Genomic DNA, 21,017 nt, shown 5'->3' with positions numbered 1-21,017 from the left:
GCATTGCAGAGAGCGTGCTGCCGGACAGGCAGCACCATACAGGATGACGAAGAAACGCCGGTCAGGATGCAGCGTCCAGGTCTGCAACATCCACCGGCACCAGCAGCGCCAGTTGTTCTGCATCGAGGAAAGTCCATTCGCCCTGCGCCAGCCCGAGCGCACTCAGCGTCAGCTTACCAATCGCTACACGTTCCAGCGCTGCACAATGGTTTCCGGCAGCGGCCAGCATGCGCTTGACCTGATGATATTTGCCCTGCTCAAGAATGATGTGTAACTCACTTTCACCAGTCTGACGGCAACTGACAGCAGCCAGCGGTTCAGGTTCATCATGCAATTGCACGCCGGACAACAACGCAGAAATCAGCGCTTCCGTCACCGGCTCTGCCGTCGTCGCACGGTACACTTTCGGCACATGATGGCGCGGCGATGACTGCTTATGAATAAACGGGCCGTCGTCGGACAGCAACAGCAAACCGGTCGTATCGTGATCCAGCCGGCCAACCGGCTGAATATCGCGCCAGCTGAATTGCTCAGGTAATAAAGTCAGCACGCCGGGATGGTGGCTGGGCTTACGGGAACATTCAAAATTAGCAGGCTTGTTGAGTGCGATATACACATGTTCGCGATACAGCCACTCCTCATCGAAAACACGCAGTGTCAGATTGTCTGTATCGAAGCTTTCGCGGTAATCGTCCACCACCACACCATTGACGCTGACTTCGCCGTCTTCGATCAGGCTGCGGCAGTACTTACGGGTACCGAATCCCTGCGATTGCAGGATCTTATCTAAGGAAATTTTACGCATGGCGGCACTTTAGCAGATGGGCGGGCAGACACGCCAGTGTCAGCACCGGATTATGGCTGGTAGCCGGCTTCTTCCGCAGCTGTCACCGCGCTCACCGGCACGGATTGCTGCGCACCCGCCGCAGCCTGCACGACGGCCGGCAGCAAAAGCTCAAAACGCGTACCCTGCCCCGGCTTGCTTTCCACCGAAATACTGCCTTCCAGCACTTCATGCACGAGGTTGTATACGATATTTAAACCCAGACCGCTGCCGCCTTGTCCCAGACGCGTGGTGAAAAACGGATCAAAAATACGGCCGATGTGGGATGCCAGAATGCCTTTCCCGTTATCGCTGACCACAATGCTGACTTTATCTTCTGCGGCGGCGCGGGCAACAATCCTGACCTCACCTTCATGCTCTTCATCAAATGCATGGATAAATGCATTGTTGATCAGGTTGGTCATCACCTGACCAAGTGCGCCGGGATAACTGTCCAGCACCAGACCGGGCGCAATATCCGACTGCACTCCGTGACGGCTTTTCCGTATCATCGGGCCGAGAGTCAGAATCAGTTCATCCATCATTTCATGCAGCACAAAGCGACGGCGATTGGCGCTGGTGCGGTCCACAGCGACTTGTTTAAAACTGCTGACCAGTTCAGACGCTTTATTCAGATTACGCAGCAGTAAGTCGGTACCCAGCCGGGCATTCGACAAAAAATCCTGCAACGCGGACTTGCGCAAACCTTGTTCAAACTGCGATGCCAGTTCTTCTGTCTGCTGGTGCAGCGTGCTGGCAACCGTCACACTGGTGCCGATCGGGGTATTCAGTTCATGCGCAACACCCGCCACCAGCGATCCCAGCGCTGCCATTTTTTCGGTACGCACCAGTTCTTGTTGCGCCCGTTTCAGATTATTCAGCACCACATTCAGTTCGGCATTTTTCTCCTGCAGCTCGCGGGTGCGCTCCGACACTCTGCGCTCCAGCGTCTGGTTCATGCGGAGTACTTCCTGCTCATTTTTGCGTTTTACAGTGATATCTTCCTGAACCAGAATCACAAAGGCTTCATCTGCAATATGGACCAGCTTGCCGGAAATTTCACACAACAAATTATGATGACCAAGTCCGGAGCGGCACCATGCCTCAAATGCATGTATTTCACCGTCACGTTCCAGCACTTTCATCACATGCTGCATATCTTCCGGCTGACACCACAGATATTCCTGCATGGAAATCTGCCCCAGTATCGCATCATGTGACCAGCCGAACTGACGTACCCAGGCATCATTGACATCAATCATGCGGTAGACGGGATGGCATTTCATGACCGTCATCGCAACCGGTGAGGCCTGAAAAATCGCAATGAATTTTTCTTCGGTTTCACGCAGCGCAGCTTCCGCCCGCATACGCTCCGTCAGTTCCTGTTTCAGAATTTTGTTTTGCTGTTCACGTTCGGAAATCAGGCGTCCGAGATTCAGACGCATCACGTTCAGCCCATTTGCCAGATCACCGATTTCATCGCTGCGCTGCCACACCAGTGGCTCGGATAACTGGCCGCTTGCCAGCCGGTTGGTTTCGGTTTGCAGACGCTGCACCGGACGCACAACGCGGCGGTCGAACACATACCAGACCATGCCGAATGACAGCACAACCTGCGCTGCGATCGCTATCACCAGCTTGAACAGATCTTCCAGCAAATCTTTGGCGACATATTCCGTTGTAACTGCCACTTCCACCCGGCCAATAATGCGTTTTTCCAGCACCACCGGCCGCATCATGCGGCGCAGCTGGTTTGGTGCGTACTCGGTTTTTTGCTGGCTGACGAACACAGCACCTGCTTCATCCGTAACCACGACCCGGGCAACTTCCGGGTTACGCATCACGCCTTCGACAAATTGCTTGCCGACTTGCCGGTCAACGTTCCAGATCGGAACCGCCATCGCTTTTGACAGCATTTCGGTGTACTGGGTCATCGGAGCCTGGACGCGCAGCTCAATCTCGCGGTCGTAGCGGGAACGGGCAATCAGTGATCCGAAAATCAGTGCCGGAAGCAGGATACCCAGCGCAACCCCCAATACGGAGATTTGTCTGAGCGACATGTTGCGTACACTGAATTTCAATTGCCCTCCGTTTTATTTGGCGTATTTCTTACGCCATAACTCCATGCTATTGCTCATGAACTTATCCATGACACGTATTTTTTCCAGCTTATAGACAGCCTTGGCAATTTTCCCGCGCATTTCCGGTGTGTTGCATGGGGACTTATGCGGAATCGTGATGTACAGGTTTTCGTTGGTAATTGCCGGATACAAAGGCTGCAAATCGCTGATATTCTGTTTGGCCGCCGTTGCCATGCCCGGATCTTCTTCGTAAATCAGATAGTCAGCACGCCCGAGACTAACCATGTTCAGTGCCTGCTCCAGAGCTGGCACCGAACCGATCTTCAAGGCTTCTTTCGCATAGCGGTCGAAGTCCTCGCCAAAACTGTTATTTATAACTGTTACGCCATTCTTTCCGACCAGATCATTCCATTTGTGATAGCGGAATTTGGAATTTTTTCTTACCCAGATGACGGTACGGGTTTCACGGAAAGCCGGATAAAAATAATCCATATATTCCATGCGCGGCACCGTCAGAAAAGCGCCGGCCAGCATATCAACGCGGCCAAGACGGGCTTCCTCCTGCACACGCCCCCACGGCCCCATATACCGCACTTCCACCGGAATACCGATTTCCTTACCAATCGCCTGCGCAAATTCCGCATTTGCACCGATCAGGCGGTTTTCATCTGCCGGATCACGCCAGAGATATGGCGGATATTCCGGATTTCCGGTGACGGTCAGTTTTTTGCAAACCTCGTCAGCATATGTCGCAGGCATAATGCCCAAGCCGGTCAGCATCAGAAATCCCGCAACAAAGCGACTCCACTGGTATTGACAGCGCATGCGACTCGTTTTCATCGGCACACCTCTTGTATTGATTGACTTTACTTCTGTTTAACATGCAGTCTAAACGGGGTTCCGGTACAGACGCAAGAATCGCGTCAATTTCAGCCGGATGTGTTGCGCTTACTCAGCAAAAACAAAAAAGCGACATCCGCGTAAGGCCCGATGTCGCCCGCCTGCCCCGTTTTTGCAGGCAGTTCGCCGTTACTGATATCAGCGGCGAACGATAGAGTTACCCTGATTCACAACCTGATCACCATTGTGTAACCCCGGGTCGTGATCAAACACAAAAGTACGACGATTACCGTTGTCGTACTGCACCACGACATTCCATACTTTACTGGTTTTCACTTTTTGCTCAATTTTGTGGCCCGCCATTGCACCACCGGCAGCACCAGCAATGGTAGCCAGATCACGACCTGTACCGCCACCAACCTGGTTACCGAGCAAAGCGCCCGCGACACCACCGGCAATGACACCGATGGCACTGCCTTCGCCTTCACGTTCACTGACTGTGACTTGTGCCACGCGGCCGCAATCAGCGCAGACAGGCTGTTTGCCGTTTTGCGGTACCGGAGCACGGCTTGCCGACGCCTGTTTTGCTGCAGCAACCGCATTGTTGTAAACCGTTTTCGCATCACGCAGACATTGCATGCGGGCGCTGGCATTCGGCTCTTCGCCGCACAGTTTTTTATCTTCTGCATAGCGTGCTGCCGCTTCACGGCTGGCACTGGCATATGCAGGGTCCTGATTTGCTGCCTGTGACGACATTGCAGTCAGCGCGGAAACCAGTCCCAGCGCAGTCAAAAATTGCTTTTTCATGTTGTACCTTTCACGATTGACGCATGAACCCGCAGAAAATCACGTCGCCGGTTTTGCCAGAACGGCAAATGTGCATACGCCTTTGGGTCAGAATCTTAACGCTTTCCCATCTTTTTCGATGACGAATCTCACAATTCCTAACAATCTGCGATCGATAAAAAACAAAAACCCGCGAACATGCGCGGGTTTTCCGTCTTATCAGATCAGGATAGTCGCTGAATAGCGATCAGGCAACTTCAACGATCATTTCAATTTCAACACAGGCACCCAGCGGGATCTGTGCAACGCCGAACGCGGAACGTGCATGCTTACCAGCATCACCGAACACTTCTACCATCAGTTCGGATGCGCCATTGGTTACCAGATGCTGTTCTGTATAATCCGGTGTGGAATTCACCAGACTCATCAGTTTCACAATGCGTTTAACACGGGTCAGGTCGCCGCCACAGGCTGCCTGCAGAGTTGCAATCAGATCAACGGCCACTAAGCGGGCTGCTTCTTTACCTTCGGCTGTTGTCACATTTTTACCGAGCTGACCTTCCCATACTTTGCCATCTTTTTTGGCGATGTGGCCGGACAGGAAAATGGTGTTGCCTGTCTGAGCAAACATCACATAGGCTGCAGCCGGGGTTGCCACGGCTGGCAGTTCAATATTCAGGGCTTTCAGTTTTTCGTAGACGGACATAATCGTTCCTGTAGGAGAAAGTTGAGACAGAGGTGCATGCATATTCAGCCAGTGAGGCAGCTGCGCTTGCAGACCGTAGACCGGCAGTATTGTATGACGCAGTCAGCCGCATTCCTACCCCGCATTTTTCAGTGTGCGGCAGAGAAAATTCGGCAAATACAGAGAATCTGTGAGTGAAGCTTTGTGAAGCGTTGTGAAGCAGTAGCAGATGCTTGCGGCAGCAATGTCAGGGCGTCTCCTCCCTTGCCGCTTTCAGGTCAGGTTAGCAGCCTAGTTCGCTGAATCAGGCAGCGACTTTCAGGAATCCTGCAGCCGGGGATGGCAATGCTTGTGCAAAGTGGCTGTTCAGCGGTGTCAGCACCAGACGTGCCGGACCTTTTGCTGCTTCCATCACCACTTTGCGGCCGCGCGGCAGTTGCATTTGCTCACCTGCGCCGATCCAGTAATCCTGTGCATCACCTTCAACGGTCAGCCAGACACGTCCCGACTGTACCTGCAGCAAATTACTGTAAGGCATCTGAAAACTGTTTAATTCCTGATCTGCCAGTCGTATCTGGCGGGTTTGACTCATATCTTTCATTGATAACTCCATTCTGTGCGAGCTGGCACGCGGTTTTTGTCGTATTTGGGTCAATACACAGAGCGCCGCGGCCGGGTTGCCTGCTTTTTCAGCAGGGACTGTGCTATCCTACCCGCAAAAACCTGTACAGTACCAGTACACCAAAAACGATAATTTACACACTGTACTGCACATATAACCATGACAGTTGCAGGAGACAAGTTTTGAAATCCCCCGCGTTTTATATTTCACGCGAGTCGGGAGGCTCGCTCGTGGAGCAAATCGTGCAGGCGGTTGCCAGTCGTATTGACGATAAACTGCTGCGCACCGGCGCCCGCATGCCTTCGATTCGCCAGTTCGCCGATGAGCAAGGCGTATCCCGCTTCACCGTGGTGGAAGCCTATGACCGGCTGGTCGCAAAAGGTTATCTGGAATCCCGTCGCGGCGCCGGTTTCTTTGTGCGCGAACGCGCCTCCATGCTGAGCCAGCCAGCGCCTGTGAAACCGCAGGCGGCAGATACCCAGCAAATGGACGTGGTCTGGCTGGTCAGAAATATGCTGCGTCAGATGCCGCCGCACAAAATGCCGGGCTCCGGCGTATTACCGCATGACTGGCTGGATGGTGATCTGGTTGCCAACGGCTTGCGTGCAATCAGCCGTCTGAATCAGAATCTGCTACTGCATTACGGAACCCAGCAAGGATTTTTGCCGTTGCGTCAGCAATTACAACTGAAGCTGGCAGAGCTGGAAATCGCGGCAGCACCGGAACAAATCCTGACCACCAGCGGCGTGACACAGGCACTGGATCTGGTGGCGCGCGAGTTCACGCATCCGGGCGATACGATTTTTGTGGATGATCCGGCATGGTTTCTGATGTTCGGTTCGTTTGCGATTTTCGGCACCAAAGTCATCGGCATTCCGCGTCTGCATGATGGTCCGGATGTCAACAAACTGGCAGAACTGGCAGCAATTCACAAACCCAAGCTGTACATTACCAATTCGGTATTACACAACCCGACCTCCACTTCCCTGTCGGCGGCAAAAGCTTTTCAGATTCTGAAAACTGCGGAGCAATTTAATTTTCTGGTGGTGGAAGACGATGTTTACTGCGATCTGCATCCGGGTTCTGCAGTACAGTCAGCCACCCGGATTGCCACGCTGGATCAGTTAAACCGTGTGATCTATCTGGGCGGTTTTTCCAAAACACTGGCAGCGAATCTGCGCGTCGGCTTTATCGCAACTTCACCGGAACTGGCGATCCGTCTGGCCGACCGCAAAATGCTGTCCACACTGACCACCACCGAAATCAGTGAACGGGTGGTGTATAAAATTTTATCGGAAGGCCATTACCGCAAACACGTAGACCGTATCCGTGTAAGGCTGGACAGCGTGCGTGACGGCATTTGCAAGCGCATAGAATCGCTGGGTATGAAAGTTGACTACCGCACACCGGCCGGTATGTTTTTATGGACAGAAACCGGCACCGATACCAATAAGCTGACCGAGCAGGCACTGGAACAGGGCTATCTGCTGTCGCCGGGCAGCCTGTTTTCGCCGAATCAGCTGCCATCCACCCGTATGCGTATCAATATTGCATCGATGTCCGATCCCGGCGTCTGGGACTTTCTGGAAAGGGCAATGCGCTGAAGCCTGGTACTCGTATCAGAGGCGGTATTGTTATGCGACAAGCCGCCTTTGCCTGCATATCCTTATGCTTTTTAGGAAAATCAGGCGTTCTGTGCTACATTTCTGCCTGACCTTCACGGTATTCAAGCATCCTTTCTGATTTCAGCCCGCTATGCGCCACATGACATTCAAACCAGCTACACACAGCCGCCACGCGGCCGGTAGTCTGCTGTCTGTGTGTTGCTGTTGTTGCTGCTGATCTCTGCCTGCTGCCAGCGTAGCTTCCTACCCTCTTTCCGTTTTAACTCTTTACGCCTCTGACTATGGAATTACAGCTCTACGATAACTGGGAACGCAGCCTGCGTCCGTTCAGCCCGCTTAACAAAGACTGGGTTGGTCTGTACTGCTGCGGTCCTACCGTATATGACTATGCACACATCGGTAATCTGCGTACCTATCTGTTTGAAGACTTGCTGCGCCGTGCGCTGGAATGGAATGGCTACAACGTACGTCACGTGATTAACATCACCGACGTCGGCCATCTGGTGTCTGACGGCGATGACGGCGAAGACAAAATGGAAAAAGGCAGCCGCAAAGCCGGTGAATCTGCGTGGCAGATCGCAGAACGCTTTACCACTGCCTTCAAAAACGATTTCCGCGCACTGAACATTCTGGAACCGGCGATCTGGTGCAAAGCAACCGACCATATCGCAGAGCAAATCGATTTCATCAGCTGCATCGAGAAAAACGGCTTCACCTACCGCACCAGCGACGGCATTTACTTTGATACCAGCAAGCAGGATGACTACGGTTATCTGGCACGTATCAAACGTGATGCGATCAAAGCCGGCAGCCGCGTGGAGCTGGGCGAAAAACGCAATGCCACCGATTTCGCGCTGTGGAAATTCAGCCCTGAAGACGAACAGCGCCAGATGGAATGGGATAGCCCGTGGGGTCGCGGTTTCCCGGGCTGGCATATTGAATGCTCGGCGATGTCGGCAAAATACCTGACACCGTGGTTTGATATTCACTGCGGCGGTGAAGATCATATTTCGATTCACCACAGCAATGAAATCGCGCAAAACATGGCGTGCCACGGCACCCGTCTGGCGAATTTCTGGATGCATGGTTATTTCCTGCAAATCGATTCCGGCAAAATGTCGAAATCCACCGGCGATTTCCTGCGCCTGCAAACGCTGATCGATCAGCATATCGATCCGCTGGCTTACCGCTATCTGTGCCTGACCGCGCATTACCGCAGCCAGATGCAATTCAGCTTTGAAGCGCTGCAATCCGCACAAACCGCCCTGCAGCGTTTGCGTGATGTGTATTTCAGCTGGCCTGCCGGTGGCAGCGTCAGTGAAGAATGGAAAAACCGCTTCAGCGCCTTCATCAACGATGATCTGAATGCGCCGCGCGCACTGGCACTGAGCTGGGAAATGCTGAAATCGGATCTCAGCGATGCGGATAAGAAAGCCACACTGACTGCCTTCGATCAGATTTTCGGTCTGGGTCTGGCGCAGTGGGAACCGAAAGCACTGGAAATTCCGGCAGAAATTCAGCAACTGGCAGACCAGCGTCAGGCAGCCCGTGCTGCCAAAGACTGGGCAGAAGCTGACCGCCTGCGTGCTGCGTTACAAGAGCAAGGCTGGGTAGTGGAAGATAAAGCGGGCAGCATCAATATCCGCCGTATCTGACTCGGCTTTCAGCTACACGAACAACGCCGCTGTGCAGACAGCGGCGTTTTTTATTGCCTGTCGTTCATGGTTTCGTACGGACACTCTTGAAAAGCGTTTTGCTGTCCCCATCTCCTGCCCACAAAACTTCTTCTACATATCGTTTTCATTCGAGGGAAAAGCATGTCAGAAAAACAAACAATGGGCTTTCAGGCCGAAGTCAAACAATTGCTGCAACTGATGATTCACTCCTTGTATTCCAACAAGGAAATCTTTTTGCGCGAACTGATTTCGAACGCCTCCGATGCATCCGACAAACTGCGTTTTGAAGCAATCAATCAACCGGAACTGTACGAAAACGACAGCGAACTGCAGATTACCGTCGATTTCGACAAAGCCGCACGCACCATCACCATCACCGATAACGGTATCGGTATGAGCAAAGAGGAAGCAATTGCGCATCTGGGTACGATTGCAAAATCCGGCACCAAAGAATTCTTCGGCAAACTGTCCGGCGACCAGCAAAAAGATGCGGCGCTGATTGGTCAGTTCGGTGTAGGTTTCTACTCCGGCTTTATCGTCGCTGACCGCATTACCGTGGAATCCCGCCGTGCCGGTCTGAGCGCTGCCGAAGGCGTGCGCTGGGAATCCGAAGGCACCGGTGACTTCAGCGTGGAAACCATTGCCAAAGCCAGCCGTGGCACCAGCATCACCCTGCATCTGCGCGAAGGCGAAGATGATTTCCTGTCCGCATGGAAACTGAAATCCACCATCCGCACTTACTCTGACCACATTGCATTGCCGATCAAAATGCATAAAGAAGAGTGGGATGAAGAGAAAAAAGAACTGGTACGCAAAGACGAACTGGAAACCATCAACCAGGCCAGCGCACTGTGGGCACGCAGCAAATCTGATGTGACCAAAGAGCAGTACGAAGAATTCTACAAACACGTTTCTCACGACTACAACGCACCGCTGACCTACACCCACAACCGTGTGGAAGGCCGCAGCGAATACACTCAGCTGCTGTACATTCCGGCGGCTGCACCGTTTGATCTGTGGGACCGCAACAAACGCGGCGGCATCAAGCTGTACGTCAAACGCGTGTTCATCATGGACGACGCGGAACAACTGATGCCGGTTTATCTGCGTTTCGTGAAAGGCGTGATTGATTCCGCAGATCTGCCGCTGAATGTTTCGCGTGAAATTCTGCAGGAAAGCCGCGATATCAAAGCGATCCGCGAAGGTTCGACCAAACGTGTTCTGTCGATGCTGGAAGAACTGGCGAATGCAGAGGGTGATGACGCTGCAGAGAAACACGAAAAATACGCAACCTTCTGGAAAGAATTCGGTCAGGTACTGAAAGAAGGTATCGGCGAAGATCACGCCAACAAAGACCGTATCGCCAAACTGCTGCGCTTTGCATCCACGCACAATGACAGCGATGCGCAAAACGTATCACTGGCAGATTACATCGGCCGCATGAAAGAAGGTCAGGACAAGATTTACTATGTCACCGCTGAAAGCTTTGACACAGCGAAGAACAGTCCGCATCTGGAAATCTTCCGCAAAAAAGGCGTGGAAGTCCTGCTGCTGACCGACCGCGTGGACGAATGGATGCTGTCTTTCCTGTCGGAATTTGAAGGCAAGGAACTGGCATCGGTGGCAAAAGGTGGTCTGGATCTGGGCAAACTGGAAGACGAAACCGAGAAGAAACAGCACGAAGAAACCGAAACCGAGTTCAAAGATCTGGTTGAGAAAATGAAAACCACGCTGGCCGACAAAGCCAAAGAAGTACGCGTGACTTTCCGTCTGACCGATTCTCCTGCCTGTCTGGTAGCGGATGAGCATGATATGTCCGGCAATCTGGCGCGTATGCTGAAAGCCGCTGGTCAGGCTGCACCGGCGTCCAAACCGATTCTGGAAATCAACCCGCATCACCCGCTGGTGCAGCGTCTGAAATACGAAGAAGCGCGTTTCGGCGACTGGTCGCATATCCTGTTTGATCAGGCATTGCTGGCAGAAGGCGGTCATCTGGAAGACCCGAGCAGTTTCGTGCGTCGTCTGAATGAAATGCTGCTGAGCAAATAAAGCACGGATGCATCTGCGCTGCTGTCAGTGCAGCGCACAACAAAAGCCGGTTCTGTGAACCGGCTTTTTGCGTTTACACCCCTTAAAGTTCGCAGCAAAATGCCACGTTACGCCAGACCAGCGAAGTGCGCTCCGCCTGCGCACTGATCCGGCAATCCCGTCGTGCGATCACCCTCATTGTGCAGAACTCCGCATCGGTGATTTTCGAAGGCCCGGACTTTCTGCCGACGACCGCCGGATCGCTGTGCAGAAGTCCGCATTTGCACCTGAAAACGGCGCTTCCGGACTCTTTCCATGCTGTTTCAGCAGGCCGCTCAGCGCCCTGCCCTGCGTCAGTGTTCAGTTCAATATCCGAAGTAGCATCCGGCGAAACCGGCGGGTGCGTCAGCCTGATATCGGTGTTGTCGCCACAACAAAATATCAAACAAACGTTTGATTTATCTGTTAGGATATGCGCCATCATTTCCGGATCAGCCAGCTGCCAGTCCGGCGCCACTGCGTCACAGGCAGCATTTTCAAAGCGATATTCCGCTGGCTGATTTCCTTCCCTGAATACGCGATAAAGAAACAGCAGGCAACACAATGAATGATCCCCGAATACTGCGGGCAGATGGTGTACAAGCGCGGCAACGCTTACTGGAAACCGCGTTACGGATGTTTGCCGAAAAAGGTTACGCCAAAACTTCCGTGCGCGAGCTGGCGAAAGCCGCGCAAGTGAATGTGTCGGCGGTCAGCTATTACTTCGGTGATAAAGCAGCGCTGTACCGCGCGGTGTTTAATGACCCGCAATTTAATCCGAGTATTGATCCGGCGTTTCTGGAGCAGGAAGACTTAACGCTGGAACAAGGATTAAAAGCCGTGATTTTTACGCTGGCCGGTTCGCTGCGTGACGGCGAAAAAGCGCGGGATGCCATGACTTTGCATTGCCGCGAAATGCTGGAACCTACCGGCTTATGGAATGAAGAAATTGAAACGGCGATCAAGCCAGAACATCTGGCAATCGCCGCGTTTCTGTGTCGTCATCTGGGTGTCAGAAAACCGGATGACGATATACACAGGCTGACGTTTGCGATTGTCGGATTGCCGGTGTCTCTGGTGATCAGCACGGATCTGGTGCAGGTGATCCGGCCGCAATTGCTGAAAAACGATGCGGCGATTGATCTGTTTATGCAACGCATGGTCGACTATGCTGTGGCGATGGTGGAAGCAGAGCGACTGCGGCGCAAACAATGAATTTTCAGACTCTGATGAGGTGATTGTTGATGAAAAAATGGATACCGGGCATCTCGCTCAGTGCCTGTACGCTGTTATCAGGTTGCCTGATGACACCCGTACCGAAAGCACCGCAGATTGCGCCTGATACGGCATGGCACAGTAGCTTGCCGGAACAGACGGCAGCAGCCAACCTGACAAACTGGTGGGAAGCGCAGCAAGATCCCTTGCTGATGCAGTTATTAAAGTCAGGACTGCAACTGAGTCCGGATCTGGCGGCGGCAAGAAGCCGGCAGGAAAATGCGCAGTCCACCTGGGTGGCTGCCGGTGCGCTGTTTTTACCGACTGTGGATGCCTCAGTCAGCGCCAGCCGTGGCCGCTCACAAGCCGGCACGCCAGTGGCGCAAATGCGTCAGGCTGGTCTGCAAACCAGCTGGGAACTGGATTTCTTCGGTGCTAATCAGGCTGCGCGCCGTTACGCTGTCAGCCAGAAAACCAGTGCAGACGCCGCGATGCGCGCCACGTATCTGAGTGTCAGTGCGGATATTGCGCAACGCTACTATGAAGCCCGTTACTGCAACGAAGCCGCACAATTGCTGGCAACGGAAGCCGCCGCATGGCAAAGCAGCCGCAGCATCACAGAGCGCATGCAGCAAGCCGGTGCCGTTTCCGCTGTGATGAGCGCCGCCATGCAGGCCAGCGCTGCCGATGGTCAGCGCCGCGCCAGCCAGCAGAATGCTGCCTGCGCTTTGCAGGAGCAAGCCTTATCCGCACTGACCGGCATGCCGGTGCCGGAATTACATCAGGCCTTACAGCAAGCGGGCAAGCTCAGTGATTTACGCGCTTTCAGCGTGCAGGAAATTCCCGCCAGCGTGCTGGCACGGCGTCCGGATATCGTGATTGCCGAGCAGGATTTCAGCGGCAGTATCGCGCAGGCCGATGCTGCCCGCGCCCAGCGTTTGCCGCGCATCAGCCTCAGCGGCAATATCGCGCGCCAGCAAATTCTGACCGGTGATGAGCGCATCAGCGGTTCGGTATTCTCTGTTGGTCCGGTGCAAATCAGTGTGCCGGTCTTCAATGGCGGCCAACGCGATGCGCAAGTGAAGGCAGCCGATGCCCGTGTCGATGAAGCGCGTATCGCCTACGCCGCACGTATCCGTCAGGCATTGTCGGAAGTGAATCAGGCGCTGATTCAGCTGAACAGCAGTCTGGATACCCTGCAACAGCTTCAGGTGCGCCAGCAGGCCGCCAGCCTGACAATGCAGTCCACGCTTGACCGTCAGCGTCAGGGCATGGCCAGCCAGCTGGAAATCGAAGAAGCACGGCGGCAGCTGGCGCTGAGCCAGCTGGAACAGATACAAGCCAGACTGGAGCGCAACCGCGCATGGCTGGGACTGTACCGCGCCATCGGCGGCGGCATCAGCGATCCATCCGGCGACAGTCAACACCGCAGCGAACAGCTCTCCTCACAGACATCCTGAGACGAACGGAATACGTCCATCATGAAAAAAACATTTTCTCTTTTACCTGTGCCGGCAATGCTGGCAGTGCTGCTCAACTGCGCAGTACAACCTGTGCTGGCTGCAGACGCGTCTGCCAGCGCCAGCGCAAAAACAGCGGCCCGGCCGGTGCTGACAGTGACCACCGCAAAACCGCAGCAGCAAAGCGCTGCACTTAAAATCGCTGCCAACGGCAATGTACAGGCATGGCAGGAAGCGGTGATCGGCGCGGAAGCGAATGGCTTGCGCGTGGCTGAAATTCTGGTGAATGTCGGTGATCAGGTCAAAAAAGGTCAGCTGCTGGCGACCCTGAGTGCTTCTATGATTCAGGCCGAACTGGCGCAGGCACAGGCATCTCAGGCTGAAGCGCAGGCAGCATGGCAGGATGCGCATGCGAATGCCGACCGCGCCCGTGCACTCAGCAATTCCGGCGCCTACAGCCAGCAGCAGACGGAACAATTCCTGACACAGGAACTGGCTGCCAAAGCGCGCCTGCAGGCCGCAACTGCTGCTGTGCAGTTACAGCAAACCCGCCTGAACCAGACCCGTATCGTCGCACCGGATAACGGTGTGATCAGCGCACGCATGAGCAGCGTCGGTGCCGTGGTCGGTGCCGGTTCCGATTTATTCAAACTGGTACGTCAGGGACGGCTGGAGTGGCGCGCAGAGCTGACCGGACAAGAACTGACACGTGTACAGCCCGGCATGGAAGTGCAGATCAGCGCACCGTCCGGTGAACTGGTGAAAGCAAAAGTCCGCAGCGTGGCACCGACGGTCGATCTGCAAACCCGTAACGGTCTGGCTTATGTGGATATTCCGTCCGGCAACGCCGGTGGCCTGAAAGCCGGTATGTTTGCCCGCGGCGAACTGATACTGGGACAAAGCAACGCGCTCAGCGTGCCGCAACTGGCCGTGGTACTGCGCGATGGTTACAGCTATGTGTTCCGCCTGAATGCCGATCAGCGCGTGACGCTGATCAAAGTACAGACCGGACGCCGCTTCAAAACCACCGCCGGTGATCAGGTGGAAATCCTCAGCGGTCTGGCGGCGGATGCCACCGTCGTCACACAGGGCGCAGGTTTTCTGAATGACGGTGATCTGGTGAAAGTGGCTGCATCACCGGCACCGGCCACACCTGCCGCTGCTCCGGCAGCCCGCTGAAACAGGAGAGTCTTGTGAACTTTTCCGCGCTCTCTATACGTAATCCGATACCTGCGATTATGTTGTTTACGCTGCTGACGCTGGCAGGTTTGCTGGCGTTCAAAGGCAATATCGTGCAGGACTTTCCGGATATTGAATTACCAATCGTCACCATCTCTGCTTCCTTACCCGGCGCAGCACCGGCACAGCTGGAAACCGAAGTGTCGCGCAAAATTGAAGATGCCGCAGCCACACTGCAGGGTGTCAAAAACATTTACAGCACAGTGCTGGACGGCGTTTCCACGACCACGATTGAGTTCGTACTGGAAAAACCGATTTCTGATGCAGTGAATGAAGCCAGAGATGCGGTCAGCGCCATTCGTGCTGATCTGCCGTCTGAAATGCGTGATCCGGTCATCAGCAAAAATCCGACCGCTGGTCGTCCGGTGCTGATTTACAGCGTCAGCGCTGCTGCGCCTGCAAAACAAGGGGCGCAATTGCATCAGATGGATGCAGCCGAACTCAGCTGGTTCGTGGATAACACGGTAGCGCGTCGCTTACGCAGCATCACCGGCGTCGGTGCCGTCAAACGCAGCGGCGGTGTGTATCGTGAGATTCAGGTTGAACTGCTGCCGGAAGCGATGGCAGCGCTGAACGTCAGTGCCGCTGATGTGTCACGCCGTCTGAAAACCATACAGCTGGATGCCCCTGGCGGACGTGGTGATATCAGCGGCGCTGAACAAGCGGTACGTACGCTGGGCAGCCTGAAAACCGCCGAGGAAATCGCCGCAATGGATCTTTCCTTACCGGACGGACGTCAGGTCAGAATGGCGCAGATTGCCCGTGTCAGCGACAGCATCGCTGAACCGCGCTCGCTGGCAACACTGGACGGCAAACCGGTGGTTGGCTTCGAAATCCTGCGCAGTAAAGGTGCCAGCGAAACGGATGTGGCGAATGCTTCACGCAAACTGATTGCCGAATTACAGCAGGCGCATCCGAATGTGCAGTTTGAAACAGCGGTCAACAATGCTGATCCGGTACAGGAAAACTTTGAAGGTTCGATGGACCTGCTGTACGAAGGTGCGTTACTGGCGGTGCTGGTCGTCTGGTGGTTCCTGCGCGACTGGCGCGCCACGCTGGTTTCCGCAGCGGCGCTGCCACTGTCAGTGATTCCGACCTTTCTGGGTCTGAAGTATTTCGGATACACGCTGAACACGGTGTCACTGTTATCACTGGCACTGGTGGTCGGGGTACTGGTCGATGATGCGATTGTGGAAATCGAAAATATCGAGCGCCATCTGCACATGGGCAAGACACCGTTTCAGGCAGCCATGGAAGCTGCCGACGAAATCGGTATGGCGGTGATAGCCACGACATTTGCACTGGTTGCGGTATTCTTGCCGACGGCCTTTATGGGCGGTATTCCGGGACTGTTTTTCAAACAATTCGGCTGGACTGCGGTGATTGCGATTCTGGCCTCGCTGGTGGTGGCACGTTTGCTGACGCCAATGATGGCAGCCTACATCCTGAAGCCCAAAAAAGGGGATGCAAAACATCCGGATGGCGAGGATGGTGCGCCGGATGGTGCTGTGATGCGTGCTTATATGCGTGCGATGCAATGGTGCCTGCGTCATCGTCTTACCACCATACTGGCTGCGCTGGCTTTCTTTGTCGGTTCTATCAGTCTGGTGGGCTTGCTGCCGACCGGCTTTGTGCCACCGGCAGACCGCGCGCAGACGCAGGTCACGATTGAATTGCCGCCGGGCAGTACGCTGGCGCAGACTGCTGCAATTACCGAACAGGTGCGCAATGCTGTGATGGCAGAAAAAGAAGTGCGCAGCGTGTATGCGTCTGTCGGTGGCGGTTCCAGTGGCGACGCATTTGCACCGGGTGCAGCGGCCGAAGCACGTCGCGCAGTGATGACCATTACCACATCGCACCACAGTGAGCGCAAGATCGGCATTGCGGCGATTGACCAGTCGATACGTGACAAAATCAGCACGATTCCGGGTGCCCGCTTTACCGTCGGCCCGCCGGATACCGGCGTCAAAATGCAGCTGGTTTTGCAGAGTGAAGATCCGGTAGCATTGTCTGCTGCTGCAAAACAGCTGGAACGCGAACTGCGTACCCTGAAAGGCATCGGCAACGTCAGTTCAAATGCCAATCTGGTGCGTCCGGAAATCATTATCCAGCCGGATATGGCCAAAGCAGCTGACCTCGGTGTCACCGCCAGCGCGATTGCCGATACAGTGCGTATCGCCACCGCCGGTGACTACGATATGTCGCTGTCCAAGCTGAATCTGGCGCAGCGTCAGGTGCCTATCCGCGTGAAGCTGCCGGACAGTGTGCGTGCCGATCTGGCGCAGATTGAACGCTTGCAGGTACCGGGTAAAAACGGCAATGTGATGCTGGCTCAGGTTGCCAGCGTCAGCATGGATTCCGGCCCGGCTGAGATCAACCGTTTAAACCGCATGCGCAATGTCATTCTGGACGTGGAACTGGCAAGTCGTCAGCTCGGCGAACTGAATGAAGAAGCCCGTGCACTGCCGGCATTGCAGAATCTTCCGGCCGGTGTGCGCATGGTGGAGCTGGGCGATGCGCAGGAAATGCAGGCACTGTTTGCCAGCTTCGGCATTGCAATGCTGATCGGTGTGCTGTGTATTTACGGCGTGCTGGTGCTGCTGTTTAAAGACTTCCTGCAACCGGTGACGATTCTGGCGGCGCTGCCACTCAGTATCGGCGGTGCGTTCGTGGCGCTGCTGGCGACCCGTAACGCCCTGTCGATGCCATCGATGATTGGCCTGATCATGCTGATGGGGATTGTGACCAAGAACTCGATCCTGCTGGTGGATTACGCGATTCTGGCACGTGAACGCGGTATCGCCCGCTTTGAAGCGCTGGTTGATGCCTGCCATAAACGCAGCCGTCCGATTGTGATGACCACGATTGCGATGGGTGCAGGGATGATGCCGCTGGCACTGGGCATGGGTGCAGACCCGAGCTTCCGCGCACCGATGGCGATTGCGGTGATCGGTGGCCTGATCACCTCCACGCTGCTCAGTCTGCTGGTCGTGCCTGCCGTGTTCACCTACATCGACGACCTGCAGAAAGCGCTGGCGCGTCTGCTAGGCAAGCGCCGCAGCGAAAGCTGATCTTCTGCCAGCCAGTACGCTGACTGCCACAGTCCACCCCGATTCTGACGGGGCGGACTGTGCAGTTCTCCGCATTTCCCCTTTTTACCCCCCTGCCCGCTCAGCCAGCAAATTCGCGGACGACGCTCAAAAACCGCCTTTTTTCTGTGCTGAACACCGCATTTCGGGCAAAAACCGGCTTTTTCGGGCTTACGCACCACCTCACGGATCACATCCGGCCTCCCGCTTGTCATCAGTGCATTGGAAAAACACGGGTCATACACTAAGCTGAACAGGCTGATTCCGGGATTTTTTTGCCATGCAACTGGGTGCCATCGTTACGCCAATCTCCGATATGGGACGTTATCAGCCTGACAGCATTGCTGCCGGGACGGGGAAAGTGTCGTCTGCAAAATCTGCTGGTTCCGGAAATGATGGCGGTACGGTGAGCGGCACGACGGGCAGCGCACAAGCTAACGGCAGTCAGAACAGCGGATCGGCCTCGGTACAATTAAGCCAGGAAGCACTGGCGCTGGTCAGCAAACTGCAAACCATCGACAGCCATGTGCGGGCACACGAAATGGCACATCTGATTGCAGCGGATGGTTTAGCCACCGGCGGCCCCAGTTTTCAGTATCAGCGCGGGCCGGACGGGCAGAATTACGCGGTCGGTGGCGAAGTCGGGATTGATACTTCTGCCGGACGCACACCGCAGGAAACCCTGCGTCGTGCCGACATCATCGCAGCAGCAGCACTCGCGCCGTCAGATCCTTCCGGTCAGGATTATGCCGTCGCCGCCAAAGCGCGACAGATGGCCATCGAAGCGCAGATCGCCATACAGGCAGAGCAGGCGCAGAAACTCAGTGATGCCGCCAAAGCCTATAAAGATGACAAACCAACAGCGGATGCACCGGGTAATGCCGGTGATCAGATCAACAGCGATGCTGCGCGGATTGATACCTATGCCTGAAAATAAAACAGCCAGTCCGCAGACTGGCTGTGATCACTGTCTGAGCCTGCGCGCCGCAGCGCGTGGCATCAGGAAGGCAGCTTAGGAAAAACGCCGCTGCGCTGTTTGTTGCGGAACCAGTCATCCAGCATTTTCTCTTCATAAAACAGGCTGGTATTGCCGGTCGGGATATGCGAAGCCATCAGGAAATTCATATCCTTGATTTCTTCTTTGGTCGCTTCCGATAACACTTTGCCCGAGGCATCTTTCAGCACATAGTTAATCGTCATACGCGGCCAGTAGATATCTTTGACGATACGAATGTCGTTATTACCATGCATCATCGGACGCACATCACCGGCCAGATCCAGATCCAGCACCGTGATTTCCAGCTTCACGCCATCCGGCAACTTCTTGCCATAGCCTTCAAAAACTTTGCCCAGCTCTTTACAAACACGGTCGCGAAAACCATCGCGGCTTTCATTGGTCGGGCGGATATCGGTGTAGTCATCCGGTTTTTCCCAGCGCACGCTGACATCGCCAGCCCATGCCAGACTGGAAGCCATCATCGCCCCCAGCAACAGCCATTTCCGTTTATCCATCTGATTCTCCTTTCCAAAGACAACAGGCCGCTGTCAGAACAGCAGCCCTGAAACTGACACAGTGTCAAACTCAGTGTGTCACGCGGGTGGTGCGGCCGTTCGACAACAGACGCACACGTTCACCGGGACGGAACATTTCATCGGCTTCCTGCACAATCGCTTTCATTTCGCCGTTATCCAGACGCACGGTGATTTCCAGACCCTTGGTCTGATTCATATTACCTTCAATTTTCTGACCAACCAGACCACCGGCAATCGCACCGACGATACCGGCTGCCACTGCACCGTTACCACCACCGATATTCGAACCGGCAGCAATACCACCGAGCGCTGCACCAGCCGCCGTACCTACGCCGCTGCGGCCTTTTTCAATCGTCACTTCACGTACAGACTCCACCACACCCATACGCACACTCTGCTCATTCATGGTCTGTCCGGCACGATACACACTGCCGGAATTCGACTGGGTGGCGCAGGCGCTCAGTGCAGCAATACTCATTACAATAATCGTTGCTCGTTTCCACATGATGTTCTCCCTTCAAGGATAATGAGATTCAGACAGCACATCATCAGGTACACTGCCGAACGCCGGACGACCCATTCGCCGGGGATGTGCTATGTGACTGTAACGCTGATTTTGACCCGGGGTTGACGGCCAGGTTCATACCATCTGCATAAGTCGCGGCAGACAGGACGCAGCAGCCCGGCAGCCGGAACTGCCGTTGTCCGCGAACGCAGCAAAGATGTCCGGCCGACAATACCACCATACACCATGACGACGATTTCATCCGATCCGCGCTCACAGGGTTTTCCGCCAGTGATCAACGCGCAAACCCACACGCTGATACTGGGCAGTTTTCCCGGCGTCGCTTCACTGGAGGCGCAGCAATATTACGCGTTTCCCGCCAATCAGTTCTGGCGTTTGTTATCGGCTGTACTGGAAACGGATCTGGTTGACCTGCCCTACCCGGGACGCTTACAGCATTTGCTGTCTGCTGGTATCGGCCTGTGGGATCTTTACCGGGCATGTGAACGTGAAGGCAGCCTCGACAGTGCTATCCGCAAACCGGAATGCAATGACTTCGTCAGCCTGCGCCAGCAATTCCCGTATCTGCAGCGGGTCGCTTTTAACGGCAAAGTTGCAGCGCGTCTGCAACAGCAATTCAGCGCATGGGGACTGGAAACCATCAGCCTGCCGTCATCATCACCCGCCAATGCAAGCTGGTCGTTCGCACAAAAATTGGCGGTGTGGCAACAGCTGGCAAAACATCCGTCCCCGCGCTGAGCAGCTTTCACC

At 54.9% G+C, this 21,017-nt stretch carries 17 protein-coding genes; 9 read left to right on the top strand and 8 right to left on the bottom strand.

Going from position 1 to position 21,017, the window contains the following annotated elements; genetic code table 11:
• Nucleotides 1–61 precede the first annotated feature (61 nt).
• The 6 genes from IE092_RS16745 to IE092_RS16720 form a co-directional block, all read right to left on the bottom strand.
• Nucleotides 62–805 (bottom strand): pseudouridine synthase, encoded by a 744-nt coding sequence (locus tag IE092_RS16745; protein ID WP_189358496.1) that lies wholly within the window; start codon nt 803–805, stop codon nt 62–64.
• A 50-nt stretch (nt 806–855) separates the two neighbouring features.
• Nucleotides 856–2,904, bottom strand: a complete 2,049-nt coding sequence (locus tag IE092_RS16740; RefSeq protein ID WP_189358494.1) for an ATP-binding protein — start codon at nt 2,902–2,904, stop codon at nt 856–858.
• A gap of 12 nt (nt 2,905–2,916) precedes the next feature.
• Nucleotides 2,917–3,744, bottom strand: coding sequence for a substrate-binding periplasmic protein (locus IE092_RS16735; protein ID WP_189358492.1), 828 nt, complete (start codon nt 3,742–3,744; stop codon nt 2,917–2,919).
• Between the two features lie 198 nt (nt 3,745–3,942).
• Nucleotides 3,943–4,551: an outer membrane lipoprotein gene (locus IE092_RS16730; protein WP_189358490.1), complete on the bottom strand. Its 609-nt coding sequence runs from the start codon at nt 4,549–4,551 to the stop codon at nt 3,943–3,945.
• A 226-nt stretch (nt 4,552–4,777) separates the two neighbouring features.
• Entirely contained in the window at nt 4,778–5,236 is a 459-nt protein-coding gene (locus IE092_RS16725) for a RidA family protein (RefSeq protein WP_189358488.1), read from the bottom strand.
• Between the two features lie 283 nt (nt 5,237–5,519).
• Nucleotides 5,520–5,816: a DUF2917 domain-containing protein gene (locus tag IE092_RS16720; protein ID WP_189358486.1), complete on the bottom strand. Its 297-nt coding sequence runs from the start codon at nt 5,814–5,816 to the stop codon at nt 5,520–5,522.
• Between the two features lie 203 nt (nt 5,817–6,019).
• Between IE092_RS16720 and IE092_RS16715 the strand changes: the two genes are divergently transcribed.
• From IE092_RS16715 to IE092_RS16680, 8 genes are all read left to right on the top strand, one after another.
• The gene (locus tag IE092_RS16715; protein WP_229793229.1) at nt 6,020–7,441 is read left to right on the top strand and encodes an aminotransferase-like domain-containing protein; all 1,422 of its coding nucleotides are present in this window, start codon (nt 6,020–6,022) and stop codon (nt 7,439–7,441) included.
• Nucleotides 7,442–7,743: 302 nt separating this feature from the next.
• Complete coding sequence (gene cysS / locus IE092_RS16710) at nt 7,744–9,117, top strand: cysteine--tRNA ligase (protein ID WP_189358484.1); 1,374 nt, start codon at nt 7,744–7,746, stop codon at nt 9,115–9,117.
• Nucleotides 9,118–9,279: 162 nt separating this feature from the next.
• Complete coding sequence (htpG, locus tag IE092_RS16705; protein ID WP_189358482.1) at nt 9,280–11,187, top strand: molecular chaperone HtpG; 1,908 nt, start codon at nt 9,280–9,282, stop codon at nt 11,185–11,187.
• Nucleotides 11,188–11,769: 582 nt separating this feature from the next.
• Nucleotides 11,770–12,420: a TetR/AcrR family transcriptional regulator gene (locus tag IE092_RS16700; RefSeq protein WP_189358480.1), complete on the top strand. Its 651-nt coding sequence runs from the start codon at nt 11,770–11,772 to the stop codon at nt 12,418–12,420.
• A 29-nt stretch (nt 12,421–12,449) separates the two neighbouring features.
• Nucleotides 12,450–13,880 (top strand): efflux transporter outer membrane subunit, encoded by a 1,431-nt coding sequence (locus tag IE092_RS16695; RefSeq protein WP_189358478.1) that lies wholly within the window; start codon nt 12,450–12,452, stop codon nt 13,878–13,880.
• Between the two features lie 21 nt (nt 13,881–13,901).
• Nucleotides 13,902–15,059, top strand: coding sequence for an efflux RND transporter periplasmic adaptor subunit (locus tag IE092_RS16690; RefSeq protein ID WP_189358475.1), 1,158 nt, complete (start codon nt 13,902–13,904; stop codon nt 15,057–15,059).
• A 14-nt stretch (nt 15,060–15,073) separates the two neighbouring features.
• Nucleotides 15,074–18,190 (top strand): efflux RND transporter permease subunit, encoded by a 3,117-nt coding sequence (locus IE092_RS16685; protein ID WP_189358473.1) that lies wholly within the window; start codon nt 15,074–15,076, stop codon nt 18,188–18,190.
• Between the two features lie 298 nt (nt 18,191–18,488).
• The gene (locus IE092_RS16680; protein WP_229793228.1) at nt 18,489–19,139 is read left to right on the top strand and encodes a putative metalloprotease CJM1_0395 family protein; all 651 of its coding nucleotides are present in this window, start codon (nt 18,489–18,491) and stop codon (nt 19,137–19,139) included.
• 68 nt (nt 19,140–19,207) lie between these two features.
• On the opposite strand, the gene IE092_RS16675 is transcribed toward IE092_RS16680, so the two are convergent.
• Both IE092_RS16675 and IE092_RS16670 read right to left on the bottom strand, forming a co-directional pair.
• The gene (locus IE092_RS16675) at nt 19,208–19,720 is read right to left on the bottom strand and encodes a DUF3016 domain-containing protein (protein WP_189358471.1); all 513 of its coding nucleotides are present in this window, start codon (nt 19,718–19,720) and stop codon (nt 19,208–19,210) included.
• A gap of 70 nt (nt 19,721–19,790) precedes the next feature.
• Nucleotides 19,791–20,246: an outer membrane lipoprotein gene (locus IE092_RS16670; RefSeq protein ID WP_189358469.1), complete on the bottom strand. Its 456-nt coding sequence runs from the start codon at nt 20,244–20,246 to the stop codon at nt 19,791–19,793.
• Between the two features lie 246 nt (nt 20,247–20,492).
• Here IE092_RS16670 and IE092_RS16665 point away from each other — a divergent pair, with 246 nt between their 5' ends.
• Nucleotides 20,493–21,005: a DNA-deoxyinosine glycosylase gene (locus IE092_RS16665; protein ID WP_189358467.1), complete on the top strand. Its 513-nt coding sequence runs from the start codon at nt 20,493–20,495 to the stop codon at nt 21,003–21,005.
• The last annotated feature ends 12 nt before the right edge of the window (nt 21,006–21,017 follow it).

Source organism: Cognatundibacterium squillarum (genome assembly GCF_014652435.1).
In the GTDB taxonomy this organism is placed as follows: domain Bacteria; phylum Pseudomonadota; class Gammaproteobacteria; order Burkholderiales; family Burkholderiaceae_D; genus Undibacterium; species Undibacterium squillarum.
Note: the sequence above shows the minus strand (reverse complement) of the source record. Positions and strands in the feature narration are given on the sequence as shown.